At 45.9% G+C, this 25,180-nt stretch carries 22 protein-coding genes; 10 read left to right on the top strand and 12 right to left on the bottom strand.

Going from position 1 to position 25,180, the window contains the following annotated elements; all coding sequences use genetic code 11:
* The first annotated feature begins 4 nt into the window (after positions 1–4).
* Positions 5–1,015 (top strand): Gfo/Idh/MocA family oxidoreductase, encoded by a 1,011-nt coding sequence (locus OW491_RS06930; protein WP_290035302.1) that lies wholly within the window; start codon positions 5–7, stop codon positions 1,013–1,015.
* A gap of 88 nt (positions 1,016–1,103) precedes the next feature.
* Here the strand turns inward: OW491_RS06930 and OW491_RS06925 are convergent, their stop codons facing one another.
* Positions 1,104–2,048, bottom strand: a complete 945-nt coding sequence (locus tag OW491_RS06925) for a substrate-binding domain-containing protein (RefSeq protein ID WP_290035301.1) — start codon at positions 2,046–2,048, stop codon at positions 1,104–1,106.
* Positions 2,049–2,421: 373 nt separating this feature from the next.
* Here OW491_RS06925 and iolC point away from each other — a divergent pair, with 373 nt between their 5' ends.
* The 4 genes from iolC to OW491_RS06905 all read left to right on the top strand — a co-directional run bounded on the left by iolC (position 2,422) and on the right by OW491_RS06905 (position 8,793).
* Entirely contained in the window at positions 2,422–4,344 is a 1,923-nt protein-coding gene (gene iolC, locus OW491_RS06920) for a 5-dehydro-2-deoxygluconokinase (RefSeq protein ID WP_075172467.1), read from the top strand.
* Between the two features lie 51 nt (positions 4,345–4,395).
* Complete coding sequence (gene iolD, locus OW491_RS06915) at positions 4,396–6,246, top strand: 3D-(3,5/4)-trihydroxycyclohexane-1,2-dione acylhydrolase (decyclizing) (protein ID WP_277252441.1); 1,851 nt, start codon at positions 4,396–4,398, stop codon at positions 6,244–6,246.
* A 68-nt stretch (positions 6,247–6,314) separates the two neighbouring features.
* A complete protein-coding gene (gene iolE, locus OW491_RS06910; protein ID WP_075179055.1) occupies positions 6,315–7,214 on the top strand; it encodes a myo-inosose-2 dehydratase in 900 nt (299 codons plus the stop codon).
* A 76-nt stretch (positions 7,215–7,290) separates the two neighbouring features.
* The gene (locus OW491_RS06905; RefSeq protein ID WP_290035297.1) at positions 7,291–8,793 is read left to right on the top strand and encodes a CoA-acylating methylmalonate-semialdehyde dehydrogenase; all 1,503 of its coding nucleotides are present in this window, start codon (positions 7,291–7,293) and stop codon (positions 8,791–8,793) included.
* Between the two features lie 107 nt (positions 8,794–8,900).
* Here OW491_RS06905 and OW491_RS06900 read toward each other — a convergent pair whose 3' ends face one another.
* The 6 genes from OW491_RS06900 to OW491_RS06875 form a co-directional block, all read right to left on the bottom strand.
* Positions 8,901–9,953 (bottom strand): acyltransferase, encoded by a 1,053-nt coding sequence (locus tag OW491_RS06900; protein WP_290035295.1) that lies wholly within the window; start codon positions 9,951–9,953, stop codon positions 8,901–8,903.
* Between the two features lie 161 nt (positions 9,954–10,114).
* Positions 10,115–10,522, bottom strand: coding sequence for a GNAT family N-acetyltransferase (locus OW491_RS06895; RefSeq protein WP_075172472.1), 408 nt, complete (start codon positions 10,520–10,522; stop codon positions 10,115–10,117).
* Positions 10,523–10,536: 14 nt separating this feature from the next.
* Positions 10,537–11,046 carry an RNA methyltransferase gene (locus OW491_RS06890; RefSeq protein ID WP_178968904.1) on the bottom strand — a complete coding sequence of 170 codons (510 nt, stop codon included), beginning with the start codon at positions 11,044–11,046 and terminating at the stop codon, positions 10,537–10,539.
* A 110-nt stretch (positions 11,047–11,156) separates the two neighbouring features.
* Complete coding sequence (locus tag OW491_RS06885; RefSeq protein ID WP_075172474.1) at positions 11,157–11,807, bottom strand: methyltransferase domain-containing protein; 651 nt, start codon at positions 11,805–11,807, stop codon at positions 11,157–11,159.
* 122 nt (positions 11,808–11,929) lie between these two features.
* Positions 11,930–12,418 (bottom strand): YaiI/YqxD family protein, encoded by a 489-nt coding sequence (locus OW491_RS06880; protein WP_246283235.1) that lies wholly within the window; start codon positions 12,416–12,418, stop codon positions 11,930–11,932.
* A gap of 100 nt (positions 12,419–12,518) precedes the next feature.
* Positions 12,519–13,403, bottom strand: a complete 885-nt coding sequence (locus OW491_RS06875; RefSeq protein ID WP_215151925.1) for a DMT family transporter — start codon at positions 13,401–13,403, stop codon at positions 12,519–12,521.
* Positions 13,404–13,804: 401 nt separating this feature from the next.
* Between OW491_RS06875 and gap the strand changes: the two genes are divergently transcribed.
* From gap to nhaD, 5 genes are all read left to right on the top strand, one after another.
* Positions 13,805–14,818 carry a type I glyceraldehyde-3-phosphate dehydrogenase gene (gene gap / locus OW491_RS06870; RefSeq protein WP_290035292.1) on the top strand — a complete coding sequence of 338 codons (1,014 nt, stop codon included), beginning with the start codon at positions 13,805–13,807 and terminating at the stop codon, positions 14,816–14,818.
* A gap of 8 nt (positions 14,819–14,826) precedes the next feature.
* Entirely contained in the window at positions 14,827–16,275 is a 1,449-nt protein-coding gene (gene pyk / locus OW491_RS06865) for a pyruvate kinase (RefSeq protein WP_290035291.1), read from the top strand.
* Between the two features lie 34 nt (positions 16,276–16,309).
* Positions 16,310–17,608 carry a phosphopyruvate hydratase gene (gene eno / locus OW491_RS06860; RefSeq protein ID WP_290035289.1) on the top strand — a complete coding sequence of 433 codons (1,299 nt, stop codon included), beginning with the start codon at positions 16,310–16,312 and terminating at the stop codon, positions 17,606–17,608.
* A gap of 14 nt (positions 17,609–17,622) precedes the next feature.
* On the top strand, positions 17,623–18,378 hold the full coding sequence (gene tpiA / locus OW491_RS06855) for a triose-phosphate isomerase (protein WP_290035287.1): 756 nt from the start codon (positions 17,623–17,625) through the stop codon (positions 18,376–18,378).
* A gap of 100 nt (positions 18,379–18,478) precedes the next feature.
* Entirely contained in the window at positions 18,479–19,723 is a 1,245-nt protein-coding gene (gene nhaD, locus OW491_RS06850; protein ID WP_290035286.1) for a sodium:proton antiporter NhaD, read from the top strand.
* A 15-nt stretch (positions 19,724–19,738) separates the two neighbouring features.
* Here nhaD and zapE read toward each other — a convergent pair whose 3' ends face one another.
* The 5 genes from zapE to OW491_RS06825 form a co-directional block, all read right to left on the bottom strand.
* Positions 19,739–20,899 (bottom strand): cell division protein ZapE, encoded by a 1,161-nt coding sequence (gene zapE, locus OW491_RS06845; RefSeq protein ID WP_290035284.1) that lies wholly within the window; start codon positions 20,897–20,899, stop codon positions 19,739–19,741.
* Between the two features lie 119 nt (positions 20,900–21,018).
* A complete protein-coding gene (locus tag OW491_RS06840; protein WP_290035282.1) occupies positions 21,019–22,038 on the bottom strand; it encodes an AbrB family transcriptional regulator in 1,020 nt (339 codons plus the stop codon).
* Between the two features lie 96 nt (positions 22,039–22,134).
* Positions 22,135–23,658 carry a tripartite tricarboxylate transporter permease gene (locus OW491_RS06835; RefSeq protein ID WP_075172483.1) on the bottom strand — a complete coding sequence of 508 codons (1,524 nt, stop codon included), beginning with the start codon at positions 23,656–23,658 and terminating at the stop codon, positions 22,135–22,137.
* An 11-nt stretch (positions 23,659–23,669) separates the two neighbouring features.
* A complete protein-coding gene (locus tag OW491_RS06830) occupies positions 23,670–24,110 on the bottom strand; it encodes a tripartite tricarboxylate transporter TctB family protein (protein WP_075172484.1) in 441 nt (146 codons plus the stop codon).
* Positions 24,111–24,118: 8 nt separating this feature from the next.
* Positions 24,119–25,096, bottom strand: coding sequence for a tripartite tricarboxylate transporter substrate binding protein (locus OW491_RS06825; protein ID WP_290035281.1), 978 nt, complete (start codon positions 25,094–25,096; stop codon positions 24,119–24,121).
* Positions 25,097–25,180 lie beyond the last annotated feature (84 nt).

Below are 25,180 nucleotides of genomic sequence, written 5' to 3'. Positions count from 1 at the left end.
ACTTATGACAATTAATATTGGTGTTATAGGCACAGGTGCCATTGGTGCTGACCATGCCCGGCGCATTTCCAAAACGCTGATCGGCGGAAAAATAGTAGCGGTTAATGACGTAAATATTAGCCAGGCTCAAAGCCTTGTTGATGAACTGGGCTTGAGCGCTACCATTCACAATAGCGGCCATGATTTAATCCATGATGACGGCGTCGATGCAGTATTAGTTACCTCATGGGGCCCCACACACGAAGAGTTTGTTGTGGCCGCTATAAACGCCGGTAAATATGTGTTTTGTGAGAAACCGCTTGCCACCAGCGCACAGGGTTGTCGAAATATAATTGAGGCCGAAATGCAGGCTCAAAAACGCCTTGTGCAAGTTGGGTTTATGCGCCCTTATGATTCGGGTTACTTACAGCTAAAAAATGCGATCGACTCAGGCCTAATTGGCGAACCATTAATAGTTCATTGCGCACATCGCAACCCAAGCGTACCGGACACTTACCACACCCCAATGGCTATTCATGACACGCTGATCCATGAATTAGATGTACTTCGCTGGTTATTAAATGACGAGTTTGTCTCAGCCCAAGTTGTATTCCCTCGCAAGACCAAATACGCGCACAGCGCACTGGCTGACCCGCAGATCATCTTATTAGAAACTAAAAAAGGCGTCCGAATCGATGTCGAAGTATTTGTAAACTGCCAATATGGATACGACATTCAATGCTCTGTGGTGGGCGAAGAAGGCGTCGCAAACTTGCCTGAACCACAAAGCCTATTACTGCGCAAAGAGGCCAAACTCTCTAATGATATTTTAATGGACTGGAAGGATCGCTTCATAGCGGCCTATGATGTAGAGCTACAAGCGTTCATTAACGGCATCTCTAATAACAAACTGACCGGGCCATCCGCTTGGGATGGAATGGCAGCCTCTATCGCCAGCGATGCGTGCGTCAAAGCACAACAAAGCCAACAAATAGAACCGATAACCATGCCTGAACAACCGGCGTTCTACCGTTGAACCAATAAATAGAACAAAGACGCCCTTGCCTATAACAGGTTTGAAAGCGAGGGCGTGTTTATTGGATACGGGCTAAGAGTTCGACGCTCTATTGGCTGGTAAACTCCCCCAAATTACTGGGTACTACCAACTTAAACGGAATCCACGTAACAATAGGACCACCGGGATCTATCTTTGTAAGCAACAAATCTATTACCACTTGAATCGCTGTTGCGGCTTGGGCGTTGGCATCCTGATAGACCGATATATCCAGTTCATTTTTTTGCATCGAGGCTAATGCAGCGGGTGTAGCATCTATCCCAGCTACCACGATACTTTCCATGGGCACTTGTGCCTCTTTTAGCGCCTGAATAGCCCCTAAAGCCATTTCATCATTATTAGCGACCACTCCGTCTAGTTCTATACCAGACTCCAGCCAGCCTTTCATTACTTGATAACCCCCTTCCCTTGTCCAATCAGACTCTTGCTCTGCTCTTAGGATTAACTGATTACAGGGACGGATAGAAATAACATCATGGATATCCTTAGTGCGCATTAGCGCCGAAGCCGAGGAAATATCACCCGTTATGATCCCAATAGCCCCTTGCCCACCTAAGACTTTACATACCTGATTAGCTTGCAGCTCACCTGATTCTTGCTCATCAGGTAAAACGACCCGTTGCAGACTCGGCAACGAGTCCACATTAATTGGCATTCGGTTTAAGAAAACCAAAGGGGTAACCGCTTTTGATGCATCATCACTTATTTGAACAGTGGCATCCGTGTTTACAGGAATAACGATTAAGCCATCTACCCCGTCAGCGATAAATGCCTCTACATGCGAGAACTGCATATCCACTTGGTTTTCTGCATTCATAAAAACCAGTTCAATATCAGAATTTTGTGCATGATTTTGCATAGCATTGCGTAAAATCGTAAGCCATCTATCTTCAAACGACGGTATGGATACACCCAATTTTATTTGAGCAGCGATTGAGGGAACTGAAAAAAATAGCGCAAAGCACGCGACTGCGAAAAACCTTTTGAGGAGCATAAGAGCCATCCTTGGTTAAAAACTACAACTAAACAGCACTACGACTACCAGACAAAAATCCGACACCATCCGTAGCGCACTTTCTAAACCCAGTCAAAATGAACAAAAGCTGAATTTTTATTCAAGTATAGATAAAGAACTTTTGATTTTCTCTAGCACCGACATAAAAAATTTATCAGCGCTTGTTAATGAAACAAAAATTCTATTTTTGAAAAATTAAAGAAAATATTTTCTATCGTATTGCTGTTTTAGAATTTTTATTCTATTCTTTTGTGAAATGAAATGTCGGCACTGTTGCAGGGTTGTTTTTGCCCAGGCCGAGGGGACTCGAAGTACAGCACATGCTCGCATGTGTTACAGGAGAAAAATAATTATGAGTACTGAAAAGACTCTGGACCTGATCTGCCTCGGTCGTGCGGCAGTGGATATTTACGGCGAACAAATTGGGAGCCGACTTGAAGATGTAAATAGTTTTGCAAAATACTTAGGTGGCTCATCAGGGAACATCGCTTTTGGCACTGCCCGCCTAGGTCTAAAAAGCGCCATGCTCACTCGTGTAGGTGATGAGCACATGGGGCGCTTTGTTCGCGAAGAGTTAGCCCGTGCTGGCGTTGATACCAGCCATGTTATTACTGATAAAGAGCGCTTAACTGGCCTTGTACTTCTAGGGATTAAAGACCAGGAAACGTTCCCACTCATTTTTTATCGCAAAGACTGTGCCGACATGGCCGTCGACTCGAGCGATTTCTCGCCTGAGTTTATAGCTTCTTCAAAAGCACTATTAATAACAGGCACCCATCTATCTACGGAACAGACACTAACCACCAGTAAAACTGCACTAGAATACGCCAAAGCACACGGTACAAAGTGTGTTCTGGATATCGATTACCGGCCGGTACTTTGGGGCTTAACAAGCCTAGGTGATGGTGAAACACGCTTTGTCTCCAACGAAAGCATCAGCAAACACCTTCAAAGTATCCTGCCGGATTTTGATTTGATTGTCGGAACTGAAGAAGAAATTCATATAGCAGGTGGCAGTACCGATACGATTACAGCACTTAAAACTATCCGCTCGCTAACCCCTGCAACCATAGTGTTAAAGTTAGGCGCATTGGGCTGCACCGTCTTGGATGACGATATTCCAAGCAGTGAAAGTGACTTTGATGTCTTCACCGGTGTACGAGTGGACGTGCTCAATGTACTTGGGGCCGGAGATGCATTTTTAAGCGGCTTTCTTCGTGGCTGGCTACGCAACGAAACGCATCAGCAATCTTGTACCTACGCCAATGCATGCGGCGCCTTAGTCGTTTCCCGACACGGCTGTGCGCCAGCCATTCCTAGCGCAGAAGAGTTAGATGCCTATATCGCTAGAGCTGAGTCTATTCCGCGCCCCGATTTAGACAACGAACTCAATTATTTGCACCGCGTGACTACCCAGCGAAAGGCCATAGAATGGAAAGACCTATGCATATTAGCGTTTGATCACCGCAAGCAGTTATTCGACATGGCGCGCGAAGTCGGTGCCGATCCTGCCCGTATTAGTGATTTAAAACGTTTATTGGTCAAAGCTACGGAAATCGGTTCTCAGCGCATTGGCTCAAGCCAAGTGGGTGTCCTTTGTGATGACACATACGGACAAGCCGCATTGAATGATGTTACGGGTCGCGATTGGTGGATTGGACGCCCTGTCGAGTTTCCAAGCTCCCGCCCTATTGAATTAGAAGGTGGACGCAGCATCGGATCACGGCTAAAAAACTGGCCTCGTGAGCATATTGTTAAATGTTTGGTGTTTTATCACCCCGCTGACCAAATCGATATGCGCGCACAGCAAGAACGCCAAGTTATTGAGCTATACAATGCCTGTTGCGCATCCGGCCACGAGTTATTACTGGAGTTAATTCCGCCAAAAGATAGCGAAATTAATGATGATATATACATCAACGCCATGCAGCGTTTTTACAACCTCAACGTCCGTCCTGACTGGTGGAAATTACCACCTCAATCAAAAGCCAACTGGCAGCGAATCAGCGATTTAATTGCAAACAGGGCTCCTCATTGTCGTGGTGTTGTAATGTTAGGGCTCGATGCTCCCGCTGAAGAGCTTAAGAAAGGATTTATGGATAGCGCAGGGTTTGATATCTGCAAAGGCTTTGCTATAGGACGCACTATCTTCAGCGAGCCTAGCCGAAAGTGGTTAGGTGGCGAATATAACGACGAGCAATTCATCAACGCTATTGTCGAAAACTACCTTGAGTTAGTGGCCACTTGGAAACTACGAAACAGCCAATCTAGCTAGTCTATGCAGCTAAAGCCAAATCATTTACAGCGCGGTTAACAAGGCAAGGATATGAAAACAATAAAACTCACCATGGCACAAGCGGTAATCCGCTATCTAATGGCTCAAAAAGTAGAAATCGAAGGCGAAATTAAACCCATGTTTGCGGGATGCTGGGCAATCTTCGGCCACGGAAATGTCGCCGGTTTAGGCGAAGCGCTGTATCACGTAAAAGAGGAACTCCCTACCTACCGTGCGCACAACGAACAGGCAATGGCACACTCAGCCATTGCTTATGCTAAAACCATGAATCGCCAACAAATGATGATGTGCACAGCATCCGCTGGCCCTGGCTCCGTAAATATGGTAACAGCAGCCGCCGTTGCGCATGTGAACCGTATACCTGTCTTGTTTTTACCGGGCGATACATTTGCAACACGCATGCCTGATCCTGTTTTGCAGCAAGTGGAAAACTTCCATGACCAAACACTCACATCAAACGATTGTTTTCGACCTGTTAGCCGCTTCTTTGACCGCATAACAAGACCGGAACAACTGTTAACGTCATTGCCACAAGCTATTCGTGTACTCACAGACCCCATCGAATGTGGCCCAGCGACACTGGGTATGCCCCAAGACGTTCAGACAATGGCGTTTGACTACCCTGCCTCATTTTTTGACGAAAAAGTGCACCATCTGCGCCGTCAAGCACCTGACAACAGAGAGCTAGAAAACGCCATTACTATGATCAAGCAGGCGAAAAAGCCAGTGGTCATTGCTGGGGGCGGCTTGCATTACTCCGGTGCACTGAAAGAGTTTGATCAATTTGTGAGCACTTATCATTTACCGGTGGGTGAGACCCAAGCGGGCAAAGGCGCTTTGCCATGGGATCACTCGCAAAACATGGGCAGTATCGGTGTGACAGGTGCCGCTTCTACCAATGCGTTATGCAGTGAGTCCGATCTGATTATCGCCGTGGGGACTCGCCTAGGGGATTTCACATCAGGCTCTAGAGCATTAGTGAACCCCGATGCCAAAATTATTTGTTTAAACGTCGCTTCATTCGATGCCATCAAGCACAAAGCTCAACCTTTAGTAGGTGATGCAAAACTGACATTGGCACAACTCACTGACGCACTCGACGATTGGGCCCCTGATGGCCAGTGGATTGAGAAAGCGGAACAGTTGCGTGCGCAATGGCAGAAATCAGTCGATATCGCGACTACAGACCGTGGAACAAACCTCCCTACGGATGCTGAATGCGTAGGAGCCGTTAACCGTGCTGCTGGCGAAAACGATATTGTCGTTTGTGCAGCTGGCGGCCTACCTGGCGAACTACAAAAGCTCTGGCGCACACGATATGACAAAGGCTACCACATGGAATATGGCTATTCATGCATGGGATATGAATTAGCCGGCGGCTTAGGTGTAAAAATGGCTAAGCCTCAATCCGAAGTATTCGTGATGGTCGGAGACGGCTCCTATTTAATGCTCAATTCCGAAATTGCCACCTCCGTCATGCTTGGGCAAAAGATCATTATGGTTGTACTTGATAACCGCGGCTATGGATGTATTCATCGTCTACAGCAATCGTGCGGCGGTCCGGGCTTTAACAACTTGCTTGATGATTGCTTAACCACAGAAAACGGCGCCCCTAAAACTGACTTCGCAGCCCATGCAGCAGCACTGGGAGCGCGCTCCGAAAAGGTCAACAATATTAGCGAACTTGAAGCCGCCTTAGAGCGTGCGAAAGCATCGGATATCAGCTATTTAATCACGCTAGATACTGATGTGACGCCGCAGTGGGAAGACGGTGGTACTTGGTGGGATGTTGCTGTTGCTGAAGTATCCCAAAGAGATCATGTCAACGAAGCCCGCAAACGCTACGAAAGCTTTAAAGCACGCCAGCTCCAAAATTTGTGATGTAAACCGAACAATCTAACTATAAGCCTTAATTTTGTAAGCCATAAAAGTGCTGCAGGAGAATAATAATGAGTGTACGCATCGGTATAAACCCTCTTTCTTGGACCAATGATGACCTGCCAACACTGGGTGCAGAAACGCCATTAGAAGTTTGTCTAAGTGAAGGTAAACAAGCTGGTTTTTCAGGCTTTGAACTAGGTAATAAATTTCCACGCCAACCCGAAGTGCTTGGTCCCATTCTAGACAGCCACCAACTAGATCTTGTTTCTGGTTGGTTTAGCGGTGAGTTACTAACCCGTAGCGTCGAAGAAGAGATCGAAGCTATCGAAGATCATTTGCATCTATTAAAAACCTTAGGTGCAAAAGTAATGGTCTATTGCGAGGTAACAGGCTGTATTCATGGTCAACAGGGCACTCCCCTCTCTCATCGCCCACGTATTAGTGAAGCAGAGATAGCAGCATTAGGCGAAAAACTCACTAGGGTTGCCGAATATACCTTGTCTCAAGGTGTCCAGATTGCCTACCACCATCACATGGGGACGGTTATTGAATCCGAAGCCGAGGTGGATCTTTTAATGAAGTACACCAGCCCCGCCGTTGGACTGCTGCTGGACACAGGACACTTAACATTTGCCGGTGGTGATCCAATCGCCGTTCAAAAAAGACATGCCGATCGCATCGTCCATGTTCATTGTAAGGACCTACGTGAAGCCGTTCTCAAAGATGCCAAGAACCGTGATTTGAGTTTCCTTGATGCGATGTTAAACGGTGTGTTTACTGTCCCTGGAGATGGTTTTATTGATTATCTAAGCATCTTTAATGGACTTAAAGCCTCGAACTATCAAGGCTGGTTAGTTGTTGAGGCCGAACAAGACCCTGCCGTCGCACACCCGCTCACCTACGCGACATTAGGTGCTAACAATCTTAAAAAATTCTGCGCGGAATCCGGATTAAACCTCGTCGATTAATGCAGATAACGATACTTATCATGAAAGTAGTGCTGCGCGAAAAACCAGCGCTACCCAAATAAGAAGGAACACATCCATGAATACACTAGGCAATTACATCAATGGCCAACACACAGAGAGTAATAGCGGCCGAGTAGCGCCGGTGTTCAACCCCGCAACGGGAGAACAAACCCGACAAGTCGTGTTGTCCAGCGCTGATGAAACGCGAGCAGCTATCGCCTCTGCACAAGAAGCCTTTGCTAAATGGCGCGCTGTTACACCGCTTAATCGTGCACGTGTTATGTTCAAATTTAAGGCTTTACTAGAGCAGCACGCCGATGAATTAGCAGAAATGATTACGGCTGAGCATGGTAAGGTTTTCTCCGATGCTAAAGGTGAAGTAACACGCGGCTTAGAAGTAGTTGAGTTTGCTTGCGGTATACCACACCTTCAAAAAGGAGAGCATAGCCTTAATGTGGGCCGTGGTGTGGACAGCATGTCACTTATGCAGCCTCTTGGCGTTTGTGCAGGCATCGCACCGTTTAACTTCCCTGCCATGGTGCCTATGTGGATGTTCCCAGTTGCCATTGCTTGCGGTAACACCTTCGTGATGAAGCCATCAGAAAAAGACCCTTCTGTGCCATTGCGCTTGGCTGAATTGCTAACAGAAGCAGGCCTACCTGAAGGCGTATTCAACGTAGTGAACGGCGATAAAGAATCGGTAGATGTGCTTTTATCCGATGATCGTGTACAAGCCGTAAGCTTTGTAGGCTCAACGCCTATTGCCGAATACATTTACTCGACAGCATCAGCCAACGGCAAGCGCGTACAAGCACTCGGTGGCGCTAAAAACCACATGATTGTTATGCCAGATGCCGATCCAGAACAAGTGGTTGGCTCACTTATGGGAGCCGCATACGGTTCGGCTGGCGAGCGCTGCATGGCTATCTCTGTTGCCGTGTGCGTTGGCGATGAAGTGGCAGACAACCTAGTAAAACGTATCGGTGAAGAAATAGACACTATGCGTGTGGGCCCGGGGGTAGGCTTACCAGAAGAAGCACATATGGGTCCTGTTATCTCAAAAGTCCATGCTGACAAAGTAAAAGAATACATCACCTCTGGTGTCGAAGAAGGCGCAACCCTATTACGCGACGGCCGCGAGTTTGTGTGCAAAGGGAACGAAAATGGCTACTTTGTAGGCCCTACCCTATTTGATAACGTAAAACGCGGTATGCGCATTTACGAAGAAGAAATCTTTGGCCCCGTTCTATGTGTAGTCCGCACCGAAAGCTATGCAGAAGCCGTGCAAATGATCAATGAGCACGAATACGGCAACGGTACCGCTATCTTTACGCGTGATGGCGATACAGCCCGTCAGTTCTGCGAGGAAATCCAAGTTGGTATGGTCGGTGTAAACGTGCCAATTCCAGTCCCGATGGCCTTCCACAGCTTTGGTGGCTGGAAACGCTCGTTATTTGGTCCATTACATATGCATGGCCCAGATGGCGTTCGCTTTTACACGCGCATGAAAACTGTAACCGCTCGCTGGCCAACCGGCTTACGTGCTGGAGCTGAATTTTCAATGCCAACCATGAAATAAGTTGTCCCTTGCTCTCCATGCCTGAAGAGTAATGCTCTGTTGCCACATCATTGATAGTGGTTTTATAGCCCATCGTTTAGATGGGCTTTTTTTTATTCACAACAACGCTAGGCTGACGCTTTTACGGCTGCACGAACGCGCTTCAGCGGCCTATCAACAACGTAAGTAATGAATACCGATAACACAACACACAATAGACAAGCCCCCACAAAAGTAATGATCCCTTGATACGAATCTCCTCTAAGCGGCTCGCCCCAAATCATCATCGACACAGCCAGCCCTGCCAGCCAATGAAAGAGATAGGTAGGGTAACTTAAATCCCCCAACCAGCCATCAACTCGCCGGTTAACTAATGGGAATCGACCTCTAATTAACATAACTACCAGCAAAGCGTTAACCATATAGTTAAGGTAGAAGCTAACATGGTGAGCCAGCTCCATTAGCACACTCTCATCTCTTTCATATCGGATACTAGCGGCTAAAAAGGCATTGATAATAAAAGCCAAAAGCAAAGCCAGTACTACATAATTAGACGCTAGGAACATGCTCTTAGTCTCTAATTGTTGGCGATAGTGATAAATCAACGCACCTACCGCAAACGGTAAGCTGCCAGCCAATATTGATGAATAACGAGCACTATCACCCCACTGTTGAATATGAGTAAGCGCCATATACAACGCACTTGTATAAAACCATATCCATGTAATTTGTCTATTTTTAGAGATACCCAACATTATGAGTACATAGAAAATCAACTCTATTGTTAGCGCCCACGTTGGAGGGGAAAAACGGGGCTCGACCTGCCCAGGAAATGCGTTGAAATACAACAAGGAAATGTTTTGAAACCACTCTTGTGCTGACGATGGCAGATAAATAAAGCGGCGATAGCTTCGAGTAATATCTTCACCCAATATAAGAATAATCACCAACGACAGCGACAAAATAGCCCAATAAGCAGGGTATAAACGTAAAAAACGATTAACACCAAAACGCTTGTAGCCCACCCAAGAATAACCATATGTGTGCTGCATCACATAGGTCATTAGATAGCCACTTAAAATAAAAAAGCCATGTACCGCATATTGCCCAATAACGGGCACCAACAACAGATGTTGTATAACAACGGCCATCGCCAAAAAAGCACGGTAAGCCCCAAACATGTCACATTCCTTGTAATAGTTCCTCAAAAGAGCCTATCACAACCGGTGAAGCTTACTAATAACTATAAGTGAGAATTGAGTGTTTACCCGTATTAATGAAGATTAACGATCAGAAAATCTCCACAAGGCATACAAAATTGGTTTTCTTCAGATCAATTAGGTTAGTGATCGTTTCCTGCGTATACCCACATAGGCTCCGTTTTACCCGCCCGCTCAAACCCTAATGATTCATAAAACCGAACAGCGTCACCATCAGCCGTTAGCATTTGCTGATGAAAATTAGCATAAACGTCTTGTAAGGCTGCCATCATAAGCCTACCGACACCTTTGCCTTGCTCACTGGGATGAACCAGAAAATGTGGGTAATACACCACTAAATGCCCATCTGATATCGCATTACCCAACCCAACCAAACGCCCTGATATTCTGGCTGTTACTAATGAGTGAGAATTGCGTAAGGCGGCCATTAACGACTCAGGCTTATCAGCCGCCGACCAAGCATTCGCTTGATACAAAGCAATAACTTCATCCGTTGCAATAACGTCCGTTAACGAAATATCAACCTGCATACGATCCCCTTGAATCACGACTTTACTCGTACACGATTATTCCTGTCCCGAATAGCTAGAATTTGATCATTATTAGCCAAATCATGTTCCGTTTTACTCATGCGATCATACAAGACCACATTGACCGTTGCGGCCAAATTCAGACATCCATTAGCAGGGATGTAAACGACATCATCAGCACGATCAATAATGTCCTGGCTAATCGTTCCATCCTCAGGGCCAAAAATATAAAGCGCCTCAGCCGGATGCTCAAACAGAGTTAATGGCACAGCACCATCCACCAAATCAACACAAACCACCTTAGTGGTCGGGGGGACAGCTTCGATAAGATTCGCTACTCGCTGCAAGGGTATCGCTTGAGCTCTGTTTTGAGTATCGGTATGGAAACGCTCGGCTCTATCGTATCGCTCGCCCGTGTAAAAAACAGCCTCCGCTTGGAAGCAACCAGACGCCCGCAACACAGCCCCAACATTGGTTGGGCTTTTGGGGTTAACAAGGCCAATACTAACGCGAGGTTCGGGCATATATAGAGCTTCCATCAAAAGTTACTTTTTCCAATGGCAGCACGGCCATAAAAAGGCTGTCGATAGTAACCAAGGTATAGCGGCGAGTAAACTGCACACTGCCTATATCGCTATCGCTGATAATTAAGAACTTGCCCTTTAAATGGCTTTACCGTGTAGTCACACTCGATAGGACGAGCCTGAGTATGCACCCAGCCTAAGTGCGTCATTCGCTTACTAAACTTAGCGTGATTCCCCCTACCGGGATCAATAAGAATGATTTCGCATTGCTCACTAGCATGCTGATTTAGAAATGCAGCTAACAACTCAATATGCTCAGCTTCATACAGCAGATCGCTACCAATGATAATATCAAACTTACCCATATCATTAGCGGCGTCAGCCCAACCAACACGGTAAAATGGTATGTTAGGGTCGCCGTTAAGTTCAGTATTCACATCCAAAAAAGCACCCACCTCGGGATGATAATCTGTGACTGTGATGTCGGCTTTTCTATGATTAAGCAGCAGGCTCGCTAAAGCTAACCCACAGCCGACTTCTAAAATACGTTTACCAGCGAACTCACGAGTATTAATTTGATGCGCCAAGACTAAACCCGAATCCCACAAAACGCCGAATAAAGGCCAAGAAGCTGACGAAATACCTAATGCTTCGGCAATGCCATCATCATCGGAAAATTCTTGGTTATCACGTAGAGAGCGCACGTGAATATCCGTGTTATCAAACTCGATTGTTTGATACTTAACACGTGGAGAGGACATAAAGTACCTAAAGGTAAGAGAAGCCCAGCGCACTTTCAGTGAAGCTTAACCGTTGAGCAAGGCTTCCATTGTACTCTATTTAAACAACTGACATAGAATTTAAACACCACATAGACTAAGGACTAACGATGAGAAAAATTCTGAACTATCCATTTATCTAATTGATTTGCAAACTGTTGCTTTTCTCTTGGCCCTAACGTTGCCGTCTTTCCAGTATGAATACCACTGGCTCTTAGGGTTTCATTAAAATCACGCATAGTCACTTTTGCTTTGATAGTCTCGCGAGAATACATCTCACCACGCGGGTGCAGCGCATCGGCTCCCTTTTCCATGACTTCAGCAGCCAACGGAATGTCTTGGGTAATCACTAAATCCCCTTTGAGCACTTGGCGCACTATTTCGTTATCCGCTACATCAAAACCTGTTGGCACCGTTTTCGCTTTGATAAATCGAGACGGAGGCACCTGTAGAGACTGGTTAGCAACTAGTGTCGTCATAATACCCACGCGCTCTGCTGCACGAAACAGAATCTCTTTCATCGCTTTTGGGCATGCATCAGCATCTACCCATATTTGAACCGGTCTTTTAGCTTCGCTCATCATAACGTCCATTTGGTTTACGCCGTACAAACGCGCGGATTATACAGCCATTGGCCCACAAGGTAATTCAAATAAATGGAGTGTCATTTTTACGGCAGCGCCGTCATCAATTTCATTTGAGCAGAGATCTCAACACCTGCCGAACACTACGCCAACGGCTGACTAATAAAGCACTAAAAATTAACAAACAACCTAATAACTGCATAAACGACATAGTTTCACCGAACCACAACGCGGCTAGCATGGCTGTCCAGACGGGTTCTAATGTCATAATAACTGCAGCATTACTGGCGGTTGATAAGCTTTGCGCCCATGTTTGCATAAAAAAACGTAAGCTAGTGGCAATAAAGATACTGGCAAAAAACCAACCCCAAATTGAAGTACTCACATCAAATGCCCAGCTTTCACTTACATACGAAACGGGAAGAGCAACGAGACCCACCACTATTAATTGAATCGCCGCTAATGCTATAGGCGACGTTTTAGCAGCGGCGCGGCTATTAAGGTTAAAAGTGAACGCAAAAAAGATAGCCGACAAAAGAAAGCAAAACTCACCAAACCCGATAACAAAGTGGCTATCCAGTGATAAGGCTGCCAAGCCCGCAATGGCAAAAGGTAATGACTGCCAAATAGCCTTGCTGGGTGTATCTCCAAAAAACAGCGCCACAACAGGTACTAAAATAACACCCAAGCTGGTAATAAAAGCCCCCACACCAATGTGATTAGCGTAATGTAAACCTAAGATCCAAAAAATCATCGCTACGCCAAACGATAACCCGACCAACGCTGTTCTGAGTAAGCCTCGACGCCCCAATCTCGATAAAGGCCTCCATCCGAAAGCCGTTAAGACTAGACCAGCGACCAAAAAGCGCGAGCCAATAAAAAAAAGAGGAGGTAAACCAGAAAGAGCCTCTTTTGAAAAGATCCACCCTGCAGCGGCGAGCAAGGTTACGCACACTAGAATGCAATCTGATTTAGTAGCATTGGTTAGATTCACAATTCCCTTCTTTTCAACATGTATGCATCAGACGTTCGTTAATGTCTATTTGTTTTCATTAATGTTCGATTGTAAGCATTTGATTTTCAAAATGAAATATTTATTCCCGTAAGCCATTGTAACAAGCCACTGCATGAAACTTGTAACTCAAACAAAATCTTTTCGTAATAAAACAAAAATTTAAGCTTAAGCGCTTACAAAAAGAACATTTATTATGTTATTTTACTACATATTAAGCACTCAGTGGCTTTCTTAAAATCGGCTATAGCCCAAAAGTGCGTTTACTAATCACATAATTATTAGAATGCTAATTCCAATAATGTATTATATAAAATAAACGTTTCACAAATCAGTCTCTCAACACACTGATGCGTGAATCAAAAAAAATAATAGGAGTCACCATGAGTACAATTAAAGTTGCTATTAACGGATTTGGACGTATTGGTCGTAACGTGTTGCGAGCTTTATATGAGTCTGGCTACCGTGAACAAATCCAAGTCGTCGCTATCAATGATTTAGGCGATGCGGAGATCAATGCACATCTCTTAAAGTTTGATACCGTGCATGGCCGGTTCAATGGTGAAGTAGAGCTTGGCGATAACAGCATCATCGTCAATGGTGACATCATTAAAATCACTTCTGAACGCAACCCAAGCGATCTTCCTTGGGGCGAAAACGACATCGATGTCGTATACGAGTGCACTGGCATATTTACAAGCCGAGCAAAAGCCGCAGCCCACATCGAAGCCGGTGCTAAAAAGGTAATCATTTCTGCACCTGCTAATGATTCAGACTTAACCGTTGTTCACGGCATCAACCACCACTTATTAAATACCGATCACCACATTATTTCTAACGCTTCTTGCACTACTAACTGTTTAGCCCCGATCGCTAAACCGCTAAATGATGAGTTAGGCATAGAAAACGGTTTAATGACCACTATCCATTCTTACACTAACGATCAAAAACTGAGCGATGTATATCACACAGACTTGTATCGTGCTCGTGCAGCTGCCCATTCAATGATCCCAACAAAAACAGGTGCTGCCGCTGCCGTTGGTTTAGTGTTGCCAGAACTTAACGGGAAATTGGATGGCATGGCGGTTCGCGTGCCAACCATCAACGTTTCATTGGTTGACTTAAGCTTTGTAGCAAGCCGCGACACCACTGTAGAAGAAGTGAACTCGATTCTAAGCAAGGCCGCTAACGGCGCTTTAAAAGGCATTTTAGAAATCAACTCTCTACCGCTAGTGTCTGTTGATTTTAACCACAACCCTGCCTCTTCTATTTTTGACGCGAGCCAAACGCGAGTTAACGGCCGTTTAGTCAAAGTCATGTCATGGTATGACAATGAATGGGGCTTCTCTAACCGCATGCTGGATAATACCCTAGCATTGATGAACGCATCACACTGAGGTTTCTCATGCAACGCAGAACTAAAATTGTCGCTACGTTAGGCCCTTCAACTAACTCCCCCGAGGCTATTGAAGGCTTGATCATTGCGGGCGTTAATGTAGTCCGCATGAATTTTTCGCATGGAAGCCCAGAAGACCACAAAGAGCGAGCTAACTTGGTACGCGAATTTGCGGCTAAACATAAACGCTTTGTCGGCATTTTAGGCGATCTGCAAGGCCCTAAAATTCGTATTTCTCGCTTCGCAAATGGTAAAGAGATACTCAAGAACGGCCAAAACTTTATTCTAGATGCAAACCTTGATCGTGATGCAGGCACGTCAGAGCGCGTAGGTATCGATTATAAAGAGCTTGTCGCTGACTCTCGTCCTGGCGATATCCTTTTGCTAGACGACGGCCGTTTAGAATTTGAGGTTAAGTTTGTGGAAGGCCAAGAGATTCACTGTCACGTATTAGTGGGCGGGCCTATCTCAAACAATAAAGGCATCAACCGCAAAGGGGGTGGCCTATCCGCGGCAGCATTAACAGAAAAAGATAAGCGCGATATTTATGTTGCGGCTGAGATCGGCGTTGATTTCTTAGCAGTGTCTTTCCCTCGTGATGCCGCTGATATGGAAGAAGCCAGCCGTTTGATGAAAGAAGCCGGTTGCAACGCTGGGCTAGTTGCTAAAATTGAGCGCGCCGAAGCAGTAGCCGATGTAGAAACCCTTGACGGTATTATAAAAGCCTCTGACGGTGTGATGGTTGCTCGTGGGGATCTGGGCGTAGAGATTGGTGATGCCGAACTGATTGGAGTACAAAAGCTGATCATCGACCGTGCGCGCACACTTAACCGATTTGTCATTACAGCGACGCAAATGATGGAATCGATGACTCATGCACCTCTTCCTACACGCGCTGAAGTATTCGATGTCGCGAATGCGGTGTTAGATGGTACTGATGCCGTCATGCTTTCAGGCGAAACGGCGGCCGGTGATTACCCTATCGAAACGGTAGAGGCGATGGCACGTGTCATTGTGGGCGCAGAACGCCACCCGCACAGTAAAACCTCTAAGCACCGAATCAATGAAGCGTTTACTTACGTAGACGAGACGATTGCCCTATCCGCGATGTATGCAGCTAATCACCTAGAGGGTGTTAAGGCGATCATCTGCATGAGTGAGACAGGTGCAACTCCGTTGCTAATGTCACGTATTCGATCTCGCCAACCGATTTTTGCTTTTTCACGTCATCCACGTACCCAAAACAAAGTCACCATTTATCGCGGCGTTAAAACCGTACCGTTTAATGCTGACGATATCCCTAACGAACAAATCAACCGCTTAGCCGTCGACGAGCTAGTCAGTCGTGGCGTGGTTGAAGAAGGCGATCTCGTTATCATTACCAAAGGTGACTATGTCAACGCCCAGGGCGGCACCAACACAATGAAAGTCGTTAAGGTAGGTAGCGACATTCACTAAATCCGTTTTAAAAATGATCCCGGAACTTATAAAAATGACAAGCATCATCCAGGAAATTAAAGCCCGCGAGATATTGGATTCTCGTGGCAACCCCACTGTTGAAGCCGATGTAATACTAACAAACGGTATTGTTGGCACCGCCTGTGCGCCCTCAGGTGCTAGCACAGGCTCCCGCGAGGCTCTTGAACTACGCGATGGAGATAAGAGTCGCTATTTGGGAAAAGGTGTCCAAAAAGCCGTAGATAATATTAACAATCGCGTTTGCGAAGTACTCAAAGGTTTAAATGCCAGAAACCAACGCGCAATAGATGATGCTATGTGCGAAATGGACGGCACCGAGAACAAATCGGATTTAGGGGCTAATGCAATTTTAGCGGTATCACTGGCTTGCGCAAAAGCGGCCGCTACTGACCTTAACATTCCTTTGTATGCGCACATAGCTGAATTGTACGGACAACCTGGACAGTTCAGCATGCCACTTCCCATGATGAATATCATTAATGGCGGCGAGCATGCCGATAACAATATTGATATCCAAGAGTTCATGATCCAGCCGGTGTCCGCCACCAGTTTTCGTGAAGCACTTCGCATGGGCGCTGAAGTTTTCCACGCACTAAAAAAAGTCCTCCAGAGCCGCAACTTAAATACAGCGGTTGGTGATGAGGGCGGCTTTGCGCCGGATCTAAGCAGCAACGAAGAAGCCCTAGTGGTCATCCGCGAAGCTATCGAGCTAGCGGGATACAGCTTAGGTCATGACTTCACCCTAGCATTAGATTGCGCTGCTTCCGAGTTTTACAACGAAGGGCAATACCAGCTAAACGGTGAGGGGAAAACATTTAACGCCGAAGGCTTCAGCGATTATTTAGCCAGTCTTACGGACAAGCACCCTATTGTTTCAATAGAAGACGGTTTGGATGAGTCGGACTGGGCTGGTTGGAATTACTTAACGCGTAAGTTAGGTGCTACAACTCAGCTCGTTGGCGATGATTTATTCGTTACCAATACCAAAATTCTTAAACGCGGCATTGATGAGAAAATTGGGAACGCCATTCTGATTAAATTCAACCAGATTGGTACACTTACTGAAACACTCGACGCGATACGAATGGCTCAAGATGCGGGTTATCGCGCCGTCATTTCCCACCGCTCTGGTGAAACAGAAGACACTACGATTGCAGACCTTGCTGTTGGAACCTGTGCAGGCCAAATAAAAACGGGATCTCTTTGCCGCTCCGACCGTGTCGCTAAATATAACCGCCTTCTGCGCATTGAAGAGGAAACCGCAGGAAGCGCTCCTTATCGTGGGCGATCAGAACTACCAGGCCAACGTTAAGCGGAGTAGTTAATATGCCTAAAATGTATGTTATCGGGAACTGGAAAATGCACGGTTCCAAAATAACCAATTGCCGCTTAATAGAAGGGATTCTATCTAAGCTCCCTATTCTGACAAAAGTTGATGTGGCTATTTGCCCCCCTTTTCCTTATTTACAGCAAACTAGCGATAAGCTTTTCCGTCGGCCCATATTATTGGGCGCTCAAGATCTGAGCTGTGCAAAAGAAGGGGCTTACACTGGCGAAGTATCGGGCGACATGCTGCGAGACCTTAAAACGCGTTTTGTGTTAGTAGGCCATTCTGAGCGCCGTGCTATGCACAATGAATCAGACCAGGTGGTTGCTAATAAATTTGCAGCTGCACTCGAGGCAGACCTTATACCTGTGCTTTGTGTGGGCGAAACACTTGAGCAACGCGAAGCGGGCCACGCAGAGCAAGTGATTGCTGAGCAAGTGAGTGCAGTTATTAACGCTGTTGGTGTAGAGGCACTCTCCAAAGGAATTATCGCCTATGAGCCTGTCTGGGCAATAGGCTCCGGCAAAACCGCCACACCGCTGCAAGCACAGCACATACACGCTTTTATTCGAGGCCTAGTGCGTGAACATAACGAAGCTATAGGTTCGGATTTATCCATTCTATACGGCGGTAGCGTCAATGCAGATAACGCAGCAACGTTATTTGGGCAACCCGATATTAACGGCGGACTGATAGGCGGCGCTTCACTCAAAGCCGATAGTTTTGTTTCTATTTGCTTAGCGGCAAATATGTGAACACATTCTTTTAGGCAAGGCTCTTTTATTTCTTCGACTCAGGAAAAATAAAAGGGCCTTTTTTGTTCAACCTTAATAATAATTTTGGATCATACTTTCAATGACCATCTTGCTCCTGCTCATCGCATTGGCAGCCTTCTTGTTCATAGCACTCGAAGAAGTCACTCATATTAATAAAGCCAAAACTACTCTATTTTTTGGTACGTTGGCTTGGTTAATTTTATTTTTGTCGCCGCCCCACGGTGCAAGTTCAGAATCGCTAAACGAGGCTCTAGGTGAAAACCTTATGGAGATAGCTTCGCTGTGGCTGTTCTTAATGGCCGCCATGACCTTTGTGGCTTTCCTCAACCAAAAAGGCCTGATTGAATCGATCATACACCGCTGCTTACCAAAGCAAATTTCAGAGCGCCGTGTAACCTTTTTAGTCGCAGCTTTCGCATTTGTGTTTTCATCATTATCAGACAACATCACTGCCACTTTAGTATCGATCACGTTAGTCATGTCACTGGGCCTACCTAAAAATCGAACCATGCGATTAGCCGTACTATCGGTCTTTGCTGTTAACTCGGGAGGGGTTTCCTTAATCACAGGTGACGTCACTACTTTGATGATTTTCCTAGAAGGAAAAGCATCAATTGATAACCTGTTATGGCTCAGTATTCCTTCCTTTTGCAGTGTCTTATTACTAGCAAGCCTGTTAAGTATTGGCTCGAACAATATCGTTGTCTTACAGAGAAAAAACGTAGAATACGATAAAACGGGCCTCGGTATTGCGGCTCTGTTTTTATGCACTATTTTAGCCACCATTCTCTTAAACCTGATAGCTGGTGTTCCTCCTGTACTTACGTTCCTCTTCGGTTTATCAGTTATGTTTTTGCTGGGACAAATTTTATACCGAGATGAAAAGCGTGAAAGCTTGCTCGACTATGTGCGGCTCATAGAATACGACACACTACTTTTCTTTTTAGGCATTTTGTTACTGGTAGGTATGCTTAAAGATATTGGCGTACTTGATCAGATGGTAAAAATTTACGATTTACTACCAACCGAACTGGCCAATTACTTCCTCGGGTTACTGTCAGCTTTAGTAGATAACGTGCCATTAACCGCTGCTTTGCTAAAAGCAGGCATTATGATGAACCCTGCGCAATGGCTATCCCTAACTTACGCTGTTGGCGTAGGCGGCTCCTTGTTAGTGATAGGTTCTGCGGCTGGTATAGTCGCTATGAGTAAAGTGAACGGCCTAAGCTTCTTCCGTTATATGAAGTACAGCTTTTTACTCTTGCTTTGCTACAGCGTTGGTTATGTCGGTAGCTTACTCATGGGCCAATGGCTCTACAGCTAGCGCAATAAAGACGCGTTATACAGCGTGATGAATAGGCGTTTGATTGAGATACTCAAGAGACTGCATCTCGATCAAACGGCTATGAGTTCGTGCAAACTCAAAGCTTAGCGCCCCGCCCCCGTAAAGATCTTCAAAGGCCACGTCGGCCACTAAGTACAAATTAACACGCCGATCATATAACTCATCAACCAAGGCAATAAACCGGCGCGCAGCGTCGTCTAAACGCGCATATTTTACCACTCTATTCCCTGTCTCAGTTGGCTCGTAACTGCCGTCCTCCGTGCCACGCGCTTTAATCCAGTCTCGTATTTCTCCACCTAAAGCATGTACGCCAGTAATCAATACCGTGGAAAATTTGTTCGCCAGCTCTACATAATCTTGCGGCGCCCTTGGGCCTGAGCATATATCGTTAAAATCAAACCAAACGACCTGACCCGAATACCGTTGAGGGATCATTTGTCGATGATTAATGAGTAAAGCGCTGTTTTTTTCGTAAGGCGCATTCTGATTAAGCTGATCAAACAGTGCATCGGGTAGTACTTCATGCGTTTTAAAAAACGTCTTTTTTAACTCCATATGCCGTAGGCGATGGTCTTCCTTACCGTCTAAATGAAACTCATGCATGTACTGTTGTAATAATGCCCGGGCTGGGTCAAATTTATGCTTGTGTAAATCATCCATAAATAGCAAACGAACAGGGATGTTAGACGTTGTAATTAATGTGACACCACTTTCAAATAAGGTTTTCAATAAACCTCCCAACAAAATGGCATCACCAATATCCGTGACAAAAAACTCATCAAAGCATAAAACACGGCACCGTTTAGCTAAACGCCGCGCGACAACGTCTAAAGGATTCTTCTGACCACTCACCAGCCTCATTTCAGCATGGATATGCATCATAAATTGATAAAAGTGCATCCGTAACTTTCCCTTTTCAGGCAAGCTATCGTAAAACAAATCCATAAGGAACGTTTTACCTCGGCCCACATCACCCCACATATAAAGCCCCTTTACAGGAGGAGTCGCCCCCCACAAACCCTTTCTTTTAGGCGGGAGTGTTAGCTCTTTATGAATGTCGTCCAACCGCTTCACGGCAGCTAATTGAACGGGGTCACGTGCAAAGTTGTCTTTTAAGAGCTGTGCTTCAAACACGATTAATGGGCTGGCTGGCATATACCCTAATCTTCCAAGAGAGACTAATTTTCATTAAGGTGCAGGTGTATAACTAAAAAGCCCTGCGGGAAACAGGGCTTTTCACTGATGGTATCATCGTTTCAGCGATGATCGCAAAATCACATGAGGGTACGCTTCTTATCCAACCAAAACATCAGCACAGGTATAACCATACTCATGGTTAACATCCTAAACATTTGATGGGTTGCAACAAATAAAGCATCCACCTCTTGATTCATCGCTATAGCGACCATCACCTCCATTCCTCCAGGTGCATAAGCCAGCATTGCTTGCGTCCAAGGAATGTCATTCCAATAATGCAAAATAGCCGCAAAGCTCCCGGAAATAATGAGTGTAATAATCAAGCCGCCCATTGCCGCTTTTAGTTCTGGAATAACCTCTCGTAGCACCAAACCATCAAAGCGAGACCCGATCGCACAGCCCAAAAACACCAGTAGAGTGAGAAGCATCATTTCCGGAAACTTCCAATGCCACCCAAAGCTCAGTTTCAAAATGAGTGTTGCGGCAATCCCCCCAACCAGCATGGCTGCCGGAACTCGCACTTTACCCAAAATCCAGCCCAGGATAACGGCTAAAAACACCGTGGCTATCATTTGTTCTGGATGCTCAATATAAAAGCCGCTAAGGGTAACTTCACGTTCGGCAAGAGGTAAGAAAAGAGGAACCAAAAAAACAAGAAACAACAAACGAACGCTGTGAGTCAGTGCAATACGACGCACATTTGCATTAGTGTTTTGTGCCATGGCCAACATTATCGCTAAGTTACCCGGCACCGCACAAAAGAGAGCCTCATTCATTTTCCAGCCCGGTAAACGGGCATAATAACGGTAGGTCACTGCCAGTAACGCAGCCATCATACCGCACATCAACACGGCGGACTGTCCCCAGTAGATGAGTTGATCAATCAAATCTGCTTCGATGTTAAGCGCAACAGATATACCCAAAAACAAACTGACCATTGATGAGGTTGACTTAGGCATAGCGACTTTAATGCCACTGATCGCGACCACTACAACAGAAATCAGCGCCCCGACTAGCCACGCCGATGGCAAACCAACAAGATGAGCTAGGAATGACCCGCAAACACCAATAAACAGTGTCCTAATGATTAACCACATACTGAGCTAATCTCCTTAAACCAAAAAAAAGGGGCAACCAAAGGCCACCCCAAAAATCTCCTGCTAGGCAGAAAACGACAGAACCTTTACAACAAACTACTCATCCACTTCGGCAGCAGTAGCCATCGTTTTACGCTTCTTAAGCACGCGCATGGACAGAGGGGCAACAATAGCTAACACAGTGGCAACAGCTAAACCATAGGTCATTGGCCCATTGAGTAAAATGTTCCAATCGCCTCCACTAATTGACAATGCACGACGTAAGTTTTCTTCCAATACCTCGCCTAGCACAAGCCCTAAGATAACTGGAGCCAATGAGAAGTGAAGCTTACGAAGGATAAAGCCAATAACGCCCAGCACCACCATAAAGAACAAATCAAAACTATCACCATGAATCGAATAGATACCAATAAAGGTAAGCATCACGATTACAGGAACCAAGTAAGCTTGGCGAATAGACAACAAGCGAACAAACAAACCGATCATTGGTAAGTTCATGACTAATAACGCAATATTGCCCACAAACATCGATGCAATTAGGCCCCAAGCAATTTCAGGACGTTGCTCAAACAATAGTGGCCCAGGTGTAATGTTAAACATCATGAGTGCGCCCAGCAGTATAGCGGTGGTTCCGCTACCCGGTATTCCCAACGTCAACATAGGTACCATGGCTCCCGCAGCAGATGCGTTGTTAGCCGCTTCTGGTGCCGCTAAACCGCGGATATCACCTTCACCAAAGTGCTCGTCTTTACCCTCAGCAAACCGTTTTTCGGTACCGTAGGCAACGGCGCTGGCAATAGAAGCCCCCGTACCTGGCAAGACCCCTATCAAGAAGCCCGATAGCGTTGAGCGCAATACAACCCATTTAACCGCAACTAAGTCAGCAAAGGTCACAAAGCTTTTACCCACAGGTGTTATTTTCAGATCATTACGTGCCCAAGATTCCAGAAGAACAAACACTTCGCTGATAGCAAACATCCCAATAACAACCACTAAAAAGTCGATGCCATCGAAGAAATTCGGGATACCCATTGTAAAACGTAAAACGCCTGTACCTGAATCGATCCCTACGGTCGCTAAAAGCAAGCCAATAACCACCCCTACCAACGTTTTAACGGGACGACTACCCACCATAGTCGCTAAGCACGTAAAGGCAAAAACCATTAACCAAACGTATTCAGATGGACCAAACTTAATCGCCAATTGGCTTAAAAGCGGAGCCGTGAATACCATTAAAAGTAAGGCGCCCATACTCCCAGCAAACGAACTCACCGCTGATAACGCCAATGCTCGACCACCCTCACCTTTGCGTGAAAGCGGATAACCATCAAGCGTTGTCATAATCGCGCCCGCGTCCCCTGGGACATTCAACAAAATACTTGAGATCCGGCCACCATACTCGGCTCCGTAGTAAACACCTGCCAACAATATTAATGCCGATTCAGGCGGCAAACCTAAGGCATAAGCCAGTGGCAATAAAATAGCAACACCGTTAATAGGACCGATCCCCGGTAAAGAACCGATCAAGGTGCCAATAAAACATCCCATCAAAACCAATAAAAGGTTGAGCGGGAGCAGCGCCACGGAAAATCCGGTCGCTAAATAACTTAAAACATCCATCGATCAACTCCCTAGAAGACGCCGGCCCACCAAGTGCCAGAAGGAACATTGAGCTGCAACAAAGAAGACAGCAAGAAGTAGCTAACCACGCTCATTACCAGTGCATAAACGCCAGCGCGAATCGGCTTTTCGCCAAATAACCAGCTGAATACACCACCGACAATGAATGTCGCCACAATAAAGCCTGCATGCTCAAACAAAGCGGCATAAACGGTCATTAGCACAAGACCTGCTAGGATTTTCCCCAAGATCTCTTTGGAAGGATGCCAATCATTCTTACTGGGTTTAATAAGTAGCCACACAGATGTGATGGCTAAGATCACACCCAAAATTACTGGAAACGCTTTAGGGCCTAAAGGCTCGTACTGGAAGGGTACATCTAGCTTAAGCGCTGCCCAGACAATCAGTCCGGACAGCAGCAGCAATGCACCCGCAAAAATGCGGTCATACATGCCTAGTCTCACTTAATTAAGCCAGCTTCTTTTGCAAGATCACGCATATAACCTACGCGACTTTTAACATATGAGTCGAACTCATCACCCGACATTTTGAAAGGAATAAGCCCTTTATCTTGTACCGTTTGCAAGAAGGCCTCGTTCTCATACGCTTTATCAAACTGGGCAGCCCAGTAATCATAAGCTTCGTCAGACACGTCTGGGCCTAGATAAAAACCACGTAGAATAGTCCACTCAGCATCATAGCCTTGCTCTTTGGCAGTAGGAATGGCTTCAAACTCACCTTCTAAACGCTCAGGAGCCATTACCGCTAGCATTTTAAGTTTGCCAGCTTCTAGCTGACCAACCATTTCACCCACATCACCCGGATAAATTTGAATATGTCCGCCCAGTAACGCCGCTGTTGCTTCACCACCGCCCTCATAGGCAACATAGCGCATTGTTTTTGGATCCACACCAGACGATTTCATCAAAATAGCGGCTTTCATCCAATCTTGGCTGCCAACACCACCACCAGCGCCCAATACATATTTAGTCGGATCTTTTTTAACATCAGCCACTAACTCAGCTAATGTATTCCAAGGAGCATCAGCTTTAACAATAACGGCGCCGTAATCAACACCTGCCGCGCCTACCCAACGGGCATCATCTTCACTTAACTTACGACCAAATTTGCCCTGAGCAATGTTCAACAACGAGCCAGAGCTAAAAGCCACTAAAGCGTTGCCATCATCACGACGGTTTGAATTGATATAATTATAAGCCACTGCACCCACGCCGCCTGGCATGAATGTAACCGCCATAGGGATGTCGGTAATACCCGCTTCCTTAAAGCCGTTAGATACGATACGGCACGTCAAATCGAAACCACCGCCCGGTTTAGCCGGTGCAATACATTCAGGTTTTGAAGGTTCGTAAGCCATAACATTCATAGCCGTTGCAAGACCAGCCGCTATCGCTAGCGCGTGAAGTTTTAACTTCATGGGAGCATCTCCAGAATAGATATTTTTTGTTGTTAGTTTTATAGGCGCTTCTTAGCGCCCATGAAATATAATCCTTCAAGCTGA

Source organism: Neptunomonas sp. CHC150 (assembly GCF_030397555.1).
Classification (GTDB): domain Bacteria; phylum Pseudomonadota; class Gammaproteobacteria; order Pseudomonadales; family Balneatricaceae; genus Neptunomonas; species Neptunomonas phycophila.
Note: the sequence above shows the minus strand (reverse complement) of the source record. Positions and strands in the feature narration are given on the sequence as shown.